Origin of the sequence: Cellulosimicrobium sp. CpK407 (genome assembly GCF_051844275.1) — a bacterium.
In the GTDB taxonomy this organism is placed as follows: domain Bacteria; phylum Actinomycetota; class Actinomycetes; order Actinomycetales; family Cellulomonadaceae; genus Cellulosimicrobium; species Cellulosimicrobium cellulans_G.
In genome coordinates, this window is sequence record NZ_JBGNYC010000049.1 from 24,608 (window position 1) to 34,445 (window position 9,838).

The 9,838-nt window shown below is 74.6% G+C and carries 10 protein-coding genes; 3 read left to right on the forward strand and 7 right to left on the reverse strand.

The genetic code is table 11. The annotated features are described in order from the left end of the window. Nucleotides 1-104 precede the first annotated feature (104 nt). The 6 genes from folP to ABWU78_RS17305 all read right to left on the reverse strand — a co-directional run bounded on the left by folP (nucleotide 105) and on the right by ABWU78_RS17305 (nucleotide 6,917). The gene (gene folP / locus ABWU78_RS17280) at nucleotides 105-989 is read right to left on the reverse strand and encodes a dihydropteroate synthase (RefSeq protein WP_439159057.1); all 885 of its coding nucleotides are present in this window, start codon (nucleotides 987-989) and stop codon (nucleotides 105-107) included. A gap of 64 nt (nucleotides 990-1,053) precedes the next feature. Continuing rightward, nucleotides 1,054-1,713, reverse strand: coding sequence for a GTP cyclohydrolase I FolE (gene folE / locus ABWU78_RS17285; RefSeq protein ID WP_253052564.1), 660 nt, complete (start codon nucleotides 1,711-1,713; stop codon nucleotides 1,054-1,056). Next, complete coding sequence (gene ftsH, locus ABWU78_RS17290; RefSeq protein WP_253052562.1) at nucleotides 1,713-3,815, reverse strand: ATP-dependent zinc metalloprotease FtsH; 2,103 nt, start codon at nucleotides 3,813-3,815, stop codon at nucleotides 1,713-1,715. The genes folE and ftsH overlap by 1 nt, the downstream gene beginning before the upstream one ends. A 201-nt stretch (nucleotides 3,816-4,016) precedes the next feature. Then, the gene (hpt, locus tag ABWU78_RS17295; protein WP_047233909.1) at nucleotides 4,017-4,571 is read right to left on the reverse strand and encodes a hypoxanthine phosphoribosyltransferase; all 555 of its coding nucleotides are present in this window, start codon (nucleotides 4,569-4,571) and stop codon (nucleotides 4,017-4,019) included. Between the two features lie 5 nt (nucleotides 4,572-4,576). Next, nucleotides 4,577-5,719, reverse strand: coding sequence for a tRNA lysidine(34) synthetase TilS (tilS, locus tag ABWU78_RS17300; RefSeq protein WP_439159050.1), 1,143 nt, complete (start codon nucleotides 5,717-5,719; stop codon nucleotides 4,577-4,579). A gap of 4 nt (nucleotides 5,720-5,723) precedes the next feature. After that, nucleotides 5,724-6,917, reverse strand: coding sequence for a zinc-dependent metalloprotease (locus tag ABWU78_RS17305; RefSeq protein ID WP_439159051.1), 1,194 nt, complete (start codon nucleotides 6,915-6,917; stop codon nucleotides 5,724-5,726). 81 nt (nucleotides 6,918-6,998) lie between these two features. Between ABWU78_RS17305 and vapB the strand changes: the two genes are divergently transcribed. Both vapB and ABWU78_RS17315 read left to right on the forward strand, forming a co-directional pair. After that, a complete protein-coding gene (gene vapB / locus ABWU78_RS17310) occupies nucleotides 6,999-7,232 on the forward strand; it encodes a type II toxin-antitoxin system VapB family antitoxin (protein WP_253052556.1) in 234 nt (77 codons plus the stop codon). Further along, nucleotides 7,229-7,651: a type II toxin-antitoxin system VapC family toxin gene (locus ABWU78_RS17315; protein ID WP_439159052.1), complete on the forward strand. Its 423-nt coding sequence runs from the start codon at nucleotides 7,229-7,231 to the stop codon at nucleotides 7,649-7,651. The genes vapB and ABWU78_RS17315 overlap by 4 nt, the downstream gene beginning before the upstream one ends. Nucleotides 7,652-7,661: 10 nt before the next feature. Here ABWU78_RS17315 and dacB read toward each other — a convergent pair whose 3' ends face one another. After that, entirely contained in the window at nucleotides 7,662-9,161 is a 1,500-nt protein-coding gene (gene dacB / locus ABWU78_RS17320) for a D-alanyl-D-alanine carboxypeptidase/D-alanyl-D-alanine endopeptidase (protein ID WP_439159053.1), read from the reverse strand. A gap of 159 nt (nucleotides 9,162-9,320) precedes the next feature. Here dacB and ABWU78_RS17325 point away from each other — a divergent pair, with 159 nt between their 5' ends. Next, entirely contained in the window at nucleotides 9,321-9,824 is a 504-nt protein-coding gene (locus ABWU78_RS17325; RefSeq protein WP_034655165.1) for an inorganic diphosphatase, read from the forward strand. Nucleotides 9,825-9,838 lie beyond the last annotated feature (14 nt).

Sequence of the window (9,838 nt, forward strand, 5' to 3'; positions counted from 1 at the left end):
TCGCCGCCCGCCGGTCGGGCGGACGGACCTCTCGGCACCGTGTCTCGTTGCGTGTGTCGTGCTGCGCCGGGCCGGCCGCGCCGCGGGGCCCGTCGCCCATCCTGCTAGGTCGTGGGCCGCGCCGTCGAGTCGCTCCCGGTCCTCGGTCGGTCGGTCGCGCCCGTGCTCCCGTCCTGGGGGCCCCACCCCGCCCCGCCTGCGCGGGACCATGCCGCCGCGACGCGCACGGCGTCGGCCGAGGCCCGGACGGCGTGGACCCGCACGCACCACGCGCCCGCGGCGGCGGCGAGCGTCGTGATCGCGGCGGTCGCGTCGTCGCGCAGCAGGGGCGGCACGGGCTGCCCGTCGGACCGTGCGAGGAGGTGGCCCAGGAACCGCTTGCGGGACGCGCCGACCAGCACCGGCAGGCCGAGCTCCTCGAGCTCGCCGAGGCGGGCCAGCAGGGGCCAGTTGGACGACCCGGCCTTCGAGAACCCCAGGCCCGGGTCGAGGACGACCTGGTCGCGCCGCACGCCCGCCGCGAGGAGCACGTCCACGCGCGCGGCGAGCTCGTCGCGCACGTCCGTGACGACGTCGTCGTAGTCCTCGAGGTCGTCCATGACGTCCGCGTGCCCGCGCCAGTGCATGCAGACGTAGGCGACGCCCGTGCGCGCGACGACGTCGGCCATCGCCGGGTCCGCGAGCCCGCCCGAGACGTCGTTGATGATCCGCGCGCCCGCCGCGACCGCGCGCTCGGCGACCACGGCGCGCGTCGTGTCCACGCTGACGACCGCGCCCTCCGCCGCGAGCGCGGAGATCACGGGCAGCACGCGCGCGAGCTCCGCCTCGACGGGGACGCGGCCGGCGCCGGGCCGGGTCGACTCGCCGCCCACGTCGAGGATGTCGGCGCCCTCGCCCAGCAGCTCGCGCCCGTGCGCGACCGCGGCGTCGGGCTCGTACCACTCGCCGCCGTCGGAGAACGAGTCGGGCGTGACGTTGACGACGCCCATGACGAGCGTGCGGCCCACGTCGGCCAGCTCCTCGAGCCCGGCGACCACGAAGCGGTCCACGGGACTAGCGCCCCAGGATGAGGCTCATCGCCTCGGCCCGCGTCGCGCCGTCGCGCATCTGGCCGCGCACCGCGGACGTCACCGTGCGCGACCCCGGCTTGCGCACGCCGCGCATCGACATGCACAGGTGCTCGCACTCGACGACGACGATCGCGCCGCGCGGCTGCAGGTGCTCCACGAGCGCGTCCGCGATCTGCGACGTGAGGCGTTCCTGGACCTGCGGGCGGCGCGCGAAGACCTCGACGAGACGCGCGAGCTTCGACAGGCCGGTGATGCGCCCGTCGACGTTGGGGATGTAGCCGATGTGCGCGACGCCGTGGAACGGCACGAGGTGGTGCTCGCACGTCGAGTACACCTCGATGTCCTTGACGAGCACCATCTCCTCGTGGCCGAGGTCGAAGGTCGTCGTGAGGACGTCCGCCGCCTCCTGGCGCAGGCCCGCGAAGATCTCGCGGTACGCGCGCGCCACCCGGGCGGGGGTGTCCCGCAGGCCCTCGCGGTCCGGGTCCTCCCCCACCGCGAGCAGCAGCTCGCGCACGGCGGCCTCGGCCCGCTCCTGGTCGTACGGCGGCACGTCGGCGGGGGCACGCAGGTCCTCGGCCGAGCGGGCCCGGTTGATCGCGCCCGTGGTGGTGCCCGCGGGAGCGCCCGTGGGGGTGCCCATCAGTCCTGCCCCGGCTCGCGCACGTCGGTGACGTCGGTGGTGCCGTCGCGGCCGAGCGCCCGGTCGAGGGGGCTGTCCGCCGGGACCTCGCCGATGCGCTCGGGCGGCAGCTCGTCGTTCGCGGCCGCGGCCTCGTCCTGCGGGATCACCGGGGCGCCGTTCTGCGCCGCCTTCTCGGCGTCCGTGAGGACCGGCCCGCGCTGCGAGACGGCGCGCTGCTCGCTCGAGAGCCACACGTCGCGCGGCGCGCGCTTCTCGACCGGCGAGAACACGCGCGCGAGCTCGGCCTGGTTGAGCGTCTCCTTCTCGAGGAGCTCGAGCACGAGCGCGTCGAGCACGTCGCGGTACTGCGTGAGCACCTCCCACGCCTCGTCGTGCGCGGCCTCGACGAGCTTGCGCACCTCGTGGTCGACCGTGCCCGCGACCGACTCGGAGTAGTCGCGCTGGTGGCCCATGTCACGGCCGAGGAACGGCTCTCCCGAGCCCGTGCCGAGCTTGATCGCGCCGACGCGCTCGCTCATGCCGTACTCGGTGACCATCTTGCGCGCGATCGCCGTGGCCTTCTCGATGTCGTTCGAGGCGCCCGTCGTCGGGTCGTGGAAGACGAGCTCCTCGGCGACGCGACCGCCCATGGCGTACGCGAGCTGGTCGAGCAGCTCGTTGCGCGTCGTGGAGTACTTGTCCTCGGTCGGCATGACCATGGTGTACCCGAGCGCACGGCCGCGCGGCAGGATCGTCACCTTGGTGACGGGGTCCGTGTAGCGCATCGCCGCGGCGACGAGGGCGTGGCCGCCCTCGTGGTACGCCGTGATCTTCTGCTCCTTGACGTTCATGACGCGCGTGCGCTTCTGCGGTCCGGCCACGACGCGGTCGATCGCCTCGTCGAGCGCGCGGTCGTCGATGAGCTGGGCGCCGCTGCGCGCGGTGAGGAGCGCGGCCTCGTTGAGCACGTTCGCGAGGTCGGCGCCGGTGAAGCCCGGCGTGCGGCGCGCGACGGCGGCGAGGTCGATCTCGGGGACGATCGGCTTGCCCTGCGCGTGGACGCGGAGGATCGCCTCGCGGCCCTTGAGGTCGGGCGCCTCGACGGCGACCTGGCGGTCGAACCGGCCCGGGCGCAGGAGCGCCGGGTCGAGGATGTCGGGGCGGTTGGTCGCCGCGATGAGGATGACGTTCGTCTTGACGTCGAAGCCGTCCATCTCGACGAGGAGCTGGTTGAGCGTCTGCTCGCGCTCGTCGTGACCGCCGCCCATGCCGGCGCCGCGGTGGCGGCCGACGGCGTCGATCTCGTCGACGAAGATGATCGCGGGCGAGTTCTCCTTGGCCTGGGTGAACAGGTCGCGGACGCGGCTCGCACCGACGCCCACGAACATCTCCACGAAGTCCGAGCCGGAGATCGAGTAGAACGGCACGCCGGCCTCGCCGGCGACGGCGCGCGCGAGCAGCGTCTTGCCCGTCCCGGGTGGGCCGTAGAGCAGCACGCCCTTGGGGATCTTGGCCCCGACCGCCTGGAACTTGTCGGGCTCCGCGAGGAACTCCTTGATCTCGTGGAGCTCCTCGACGGCCTCGTCGGCGCCTGCGACGTCCGCGAACGTCACCTGCGGGGTGTCCTTGGAGACGAGCTTGGCGCGCGACTTGCCGAAGCCCATGACGCGCGAGCCGCCGCCCTGCATGCGCGAGAGCAGGAACCAGAAGAGCACGCCGATGATGAGGAACGGGATGAGCAGGCCGAGCAGCGAGGACCAGAACGACGGCTGCGCGACCTCGGAGTTGTACCCGTCCTTCGGCTCCGCCGCGACGACCGCGTCGACCACGGCCTCGCCCTGCGGCTGGACGTAGTAGAACTCGACGTTCTTGCCCTTGTTCTCCTCGGTGTCCGTGCCCTCGTCGACGACGTAGTCCTTGGACAGCGTGAGCCGGACGCGCTGGTCGCCGTCCACGATGAGGGCCTGCTCGACCGTGTCGCCCGAGAGCAGCTCGAGGCCCTGGGACGTGTCGATGCGCTGGACGGTCGGGCGCGACAGCGTCGCGAACGCGATCCACAGGATCACGAGGCCCAGGACGATCCAGACGATCGGCCCACTGAGAATCTTCTTGATGTTCATCGGCGACGGGGCGTGCGCCCCGGATCCCTCCGCTCGCGCAAGTGTTCGGGCTCGAAACTACACTCTGGACCTTGACGCCTGCTGGGGATCACGCCTCTGTTCGCCCAGGGCGTGGCCCACGTCGCCTGGGCGCGGGCGGCACGCCGCCCGGACGCGGGCGGTCGTCGCGCCCCCGTGGCCGGGGGCGCGGCCGCCTCTCGTTCAGCTCGAGTACACGTGCGGCGCGAGCGTCCCGACGAACGGCAGGTTGCGGTACTTCTCCGCGTAGTCGAGGCCGTAGCCGACGACGAACTCGTTCGGGATGTCGAACCCGACGTACCGGACGTCGACGTCGGTCTTCGCGGCGTCGGGCTTGCGCAGCATGGCCGCGATCTCGACCGACGCCGGCCCGCGCGAGCGCAGGTTCGACAGGAGCCACGAGAGCGTGAGACCCGAGTCGATGATGTCCTCGACGATGAGCACGTTGCGGCCCGTGAGGTCCGCGTCGAGGTCCTTGAGGATGCGCACGACGCCCGAGGACTTGGTCCCCGACCCGTACGACGAGACCGCCATCCAGTCCATCTCGACGTGGCTGTGCAGGCGCCGCGCGAGGTCCGCCATGACCATGACGGCGCCCTTGAGGACGCCGACGAGCAGGAGGTCCTTGCCCGCGTAGTCGCGGTCGATCTGCGCCGCGATCTCGTCGAGCCGCGCTCCGAGCTGCTCCTCGGTGAGCAGGATGTTCTCGAGGTCGCCTGCGACGTCCGATGCTTCCACGGGGGTCACTCCTGAGGTGTGGGGGTGGTGGGGGTGCTGAGGATCGTGGGGGTTCGCGGGGGGATGCTGCGCCGGGGCGTCGCGTCCGGGCCCAGGGAAAGCCTGCCACACGCGCGCGCGGCCCTCAGGTCGCCCGGCAGGTGCACGGGTCCCTGACCCCGCCACGCCGTGACGAGCGCGTCGAGCGCGTCGACGTGCACGGCGAAGAGGTCGCCCGCGGGGCAGCCCGCGCGCAGCGCCGCCGTCCGCAGCGCGCGACGCCGGAGGGCCGGGTGCGCGGTGGCGAGCACCCCGGCGTCCAGCACCACGTTCTCGGCGCCCGACGCCGCGGGCTCGCCGACCGGGCCACCCTCGCCGTCGTCCGGGGTCGCTACGAGGGCGGTCACGAGGAGGTCCGCGGCGAGCGCGTCGAGCAGGTCGGCGTCGTCGCGCAGCAGGTCCGCGGTGCGCGCGAGCGCCGGCACGGCACCGGGCCCGAGCACGTCGACGAGCGCGGGCACGACGCGCGCGCGCACCTGCGAGCGCAGGGGCGGCGCCGTCGCGCCCGGCCGCGTCGCGTCGTCGCCCGGCAGGCCGTTCGTGGGGTCGTCCCACCACGCGAGCCCGAGCGTGCGGCACACGGCCTCGGTGTCCCCGCGCCGCAGCGCGAGGAACGGGCGCCGGTGGACGCCGCGTCGGGGCGCCATCCCGGCGAGCGAGCGGGCACCGGCCCCGCGGGCGAGCCCGAGCAGCACCGTCTCCGCCTGGTCGTCGCACGTGTGGCCCAGAAGCACCGCGGCGGCGCCGTGCTCGCTCGCCGCGGCGTCGAGCGCCGCGTAGCGGGCCGCGCGCGCGGCGGCCTCCGGGCCGTCGCCCGACGCCGGGACGACGACGCGGCGCACCTCGACCGGGTCGAGCCCGAGGCCCCGGCAGCGCTCCGCGGCGTCCGCCGCGACGCCCGCGCTGCCCGCCTGGAGACCGTGGTCCACGACGACGGCGCCCGCACGCAGCCCGAGCCGGGGCGCGACGAACGCCGTGGCGGCCGCGAGCGCCGTCGAGTCCGCGCCGCCCGAGCACGCGACGAGTACGAGGGACCCGGGGTCCAGCTCCTCGAGCGCGCCGCGCACGCCCCGGCGGGCGGCGGCGACGACGGGTGCCGGCCCGCCCACCGGCTCAGCCGTGGACGCGGCGCACCCAGGCGCGCGCGTCGGCGATCTCGCGGGCGGTCGGCAGGTTCTCGGGCGCCGCCCACACGGCGTTGAACCCGTCGCGCCCGACCTCCTTCTCGACCGCGCGCACGAACGCGGCGCCGTCGCGGTACTGCGCGATCTTGGCGTCCATGCCGAGCACCCGCCGGAGCACGACGTCGAACCCGGAGCGCCCCTCGCCGTCGCGCCGGGCCTCGAACTTGCGGCGGATGCTGCGCACCGTGCGCACGGTGCGCGGCCCGACGGCGTCCATCGCCACGTCGGCGTGGCCCTCCAGCAGGGCCATGACGGCTGTGACGTCAGCGAGGCGGTCCTGCTCCTCGGGCGTGAGCAGACCGTCCACGAAGGTCCCGTCCTCGCCGCGCACGGCGTGGAGGACGGCGCGCCCCACGGTGGCGAGCTTCTCGCGCAGCCGCGCCTCGGCGAGCCGGCGCGACGACGCGGAGAGCTCGGTGAGCAGCGCGCTCGCGCGCGTGCGCAGGTGGTCGGCGAGCCACGGCGCGGCGGCGAACTGCAGCGCGTGCGTCTGCTCGTGCAGGCACACCCAGAGGCGGAAGTCGGCGGGCTTGAGATCCAGCGCGCGCTCCACCTGCAGCACGTTGGGCGCCACGAGCACGAGCCGCCCGGGCGAGCCGGTGGCCGCGGGCGACGGGCCGCCGTCGGGCACGACACCGGCCGCGGGCGCGGTGCCTCCCAGCCCGCTGTAGGGGTCGAACTGGCCGAGGACCCGGCTGGACAGGACGGCGAGCACCGACCCCACCTGGGCGGCCCCGACGAGCGCCGTCGCCTGCGGGACGCGTCCGCGCTCGCCGACGAGCGCGTCCGTCACGCCGTCGGTGAGCGACGCCATGATCTCGGTGTTGGCGCGCGCCCAGCGCGCACGGTCCACGACGTACACGGTGCCGAGTGCGGTCGTGGGCCCAGCCGTCGACCCGCCCGCGGCGGGACTCATGCGCGTCACGTCGAGCACGTGGGGCACGGCGGCCTGCGCCGCGCTGCGCAGCCCCTCGACCAGGTCGGCGAGCTCGTCGCGCGACGCCTGGGGTCCCGGGCGCGCGAGCCGGCCCGCGATCTGGGCGGCGGCCGACCAGTCGACGATCGAGGTGTCACCACGTGACGGGTCGCTGCCCGAACGGCCGTCCTGCTCGACGAGTGTCACCGTCTCACCGTATCCCGGGACCAGGGGTCGTGTGAGGAGCGAGGATATACTCCCGGGATATACGACCGAGGAGGCTTCCCGATGGTCCGCACGACGGTGTTCCGCAGCAACCGGACGCAGGCGGTCCGCCTGCCCAAGGCGGTCGCGCTGCCCGACGACGTCCGCGAGGTCGAGGTCCGGGCCGTCGGCAGGTCCCGCGTGATCACGCCGGCCGGCTCCGGGTGGGACGAGTGGTTCGACCACGGGCTCCGCGTCGCCGACGACTTCCTCCCCGACCGCGACCAGGGGACCGCAGAGGAGCGCGGCGCCCTGTGAGCACGCTCTACCTGCTGGACACGAACGTCCTGATCGCGCTCTTGCGGAGGAACGGCGCAGCCGCGCGACCGAGGCTTCGGGAGGCAGAGGGACGCGTCGCGGTCTCGACGGTGAGCGAGATGGAGCTCGAGTACGGCATCGAGCGGTCGGACGACCCGCATCGCAACCGTCAGGCCGTGGACGAGCTGCTGTCGCTCGTGGACGTGCTCCCCTTCGACGGTCTCGCGGCGATGCACGCCGGCCGCGTCCGCGCCCTCCTCGCCGCCCGCGGCACGCCCATCAGGCCCTACGACGCCCTCCTCGCCGGGCACGCCCGGTCGCTCGGGCTCGTCATGGTGACGAACAACGTCCGCGAGTTCTCTCGCGTCCCCGGTCTCGAGGTCGAGGACTGGCTCACGGAAACGCCGGACGAACCGTGAGCAACACCGTTCAGGCGGTGCAGCCGCACTCCGCGAGCGACGCGACGAAGTCGTCGAAGATGAGGCGCGCGCCGTACGTGCCGCCGTCGGGGACGGCGTCGGCCATGAGGGAGAACACGAGGAGGCGGTCGTCGGCCGTGACGACCGTCCCCGCGAGCGACGTGACGTTCGGCAGGCTGCCCGTCTTGGCCCGCACGACGCCGCGGCCCGCGTTCTCGAGGTAGCGCTCGCCGAGCGTCCCGGACAGACCCGCGACCGGCAGCCCGACCGCGCCGGGCCGCAGCGACGGGTGCGCCGGGTCCGCGAGCAGGCCGACGACCTCGTCGAGCTGCGCGGGCGTGACGACCGAGCCGTCGCCGAGGCCCGAGAGGTCGGCGAGCGCCGCGCCCGTGAGGTCGACCCCGAGCCCCTCGACGGCCGTGCGGACGGCCTGCGTCGCGCCCGCCGCCGAGCCGGGCAGCCCCGCGTCGATCGCGACGATCCGCCCCACGACCTCGGTGATGGTGTTGTCGGAGTGCTGCAGCAGGTACGCGACGACCTCGCTCAGCGGCGCGGACTCCACCTCACCGACCGTGCGGCCGTCGTCGGGCGCCGGGGCGCGCACGACGTCGCCCGCCACGGTGACCCCCTGCTCGGCGAGCGCGGCGACGAACGCCTCCGCGGCGGACATCGCCGGGTCCTCGGCGCGCGGCGCGTACTCCTCGTCCTCGAGCCGCGCGATGTCGACCGCGAGCGCGGCGACGGGCGCGACGTAGCCGTTCCGGACGCTCGCCGGGTCGACCGTCGGCGCGACCGCGGCGCCCGTGAAGAGCGTGTCGTCGAGACGCAGAGAGATCGTCGTGCGACCCGTGAGCCGGAGCTCGCCCGCGACCTGGGCCGCGAGGTCGCCGAGGCCGGCCCGGCCGTTGACCGCCGTCGGGTCGCCCGCGCCGGCGGCGAGCATCATGTCGCCGCCCCCCACGAGGTAGACGGTCTCCTGCCCCTCGAGGACGGCGCGCGTCGGGAGGGTCGCGTGCGCGCCGGGAGACGTGAGGGCGGCCGCCGCGGTGAAGGTCTTGAGCGTCGACGCCGGGACGTGACCGACCGTGTCGCCGCTCGCGCCGAGCACGTCGCCCGTCGCCGCGTCGGTGACCAGGACGCCGACCCGGGGCCCGAGCCGGGTGTCCGCCGCGAGCGCGTCCGCGAGGTCCTGCACGCTCGCCGTGGCCGGGACCGGGGCCGCGGCGTCGAGCGTCGGCAGCCCGGGCCCGAGCGGGGGCGCCGCGACGGCGCCCGGAGCCTCGGGGAACGGGTTCGGCTCCGGGTAGGGCGCTGCGGTCGTGAGCACGCCGGGGACGACGTCGTACGCGTCCGCCACGGCGTAGCCGCCCGCGAGGGCGAGCACGACGCCGACGGCGACGCCCGTGCGCGCTCCCCGGCCCATGCGCCTCTCTCGCCCCGTCCCGTCCGGGCGCGCCTGCTCGGCACCGGTGGGCACCGGTGCCTGGACCGGGACGTCGGGTGCGGGCACGTGCGCATTATCACTCAGCCCGCCAGCCCGCGGGGCCCGTGGGAACCCTCTCGCGCGGACGGCACGTGTCACACTAGTTCCCGCACGACGGCGTGGTCCGTCGTCCACAGACCCAGCCACCGCCCGAGCGTCGCGGTGCCGGTACGACTGGAGGAAGCAGTGGAGTTCGACGTCACGATCGAGATCCCCAAGGGGCAGCGCAACAAGTACGAGGTGGACCACGCGACCGGTCGCATCCGCCTCGACCGCATGCTCTTCACCTCGACGCGGTATCCCGACGACTACGGGTTCATCGAGGGGACGCTCGGCGAGGACGGCGACCCGCTGGACGCGCTCGTCCTGCTCGAGGAGCCGACGTTCCCCGGCTGCCTGATCCGCTGCCGCGCGCTCGGCATGTTCCGCATGCGCGACGAGGCCGGCGGCGACGACAAGGTCCTCTGCGTCCCGACGGGCGACCAGCGCGCCGCGTGGCGCCAGGACATCGACGACGTCTCCGACTTCCACCGCCTGGAGATCCAGCACTTCTTCGAGGTCTACAAGGACCTCGAGCCCGGCAAGTCCGTCGAGGGCGCCCACTGGGTCGGCCGCGCGGACGCCGAGGCCGAGATCGAGCGCTCCCTGCAGCGCGCCATCGACTCCGGGTACCACACGCCGGGCCACTGACGCCCGGCCCCCGG

Excerpts from the sequence above, each read along its gene's own strand:
- ftsH (WP_253052562.1), bottom strand. The coding sequence starts at position 3,815 with ATGAACATCAAGAAGATTCTCAGTGGGCCGATCGTCTGGATCGTCCTG.
- vapB (WP_253052556.1), top strand. The coding sequence starts at position 6,999 with ATGGTCCGCACGACGGTGTTCCGCAGCAACCGGACGCAGGCGGTCCGC.
- folE (WP_253052564.1), bottom strand. The coding sequence starts at position 1,713 with ATGGGCACCCCCACGGGCGCTCCCGCGGGCACCACCACGGGCGCGATC.
- folP (WP_439159057.1), bottom strand. The coding sequence starts at position 989 with ATGGGCGTCGTCAACGTCACGCCCGACTCGTTCTCCGACGGCGGCGAG.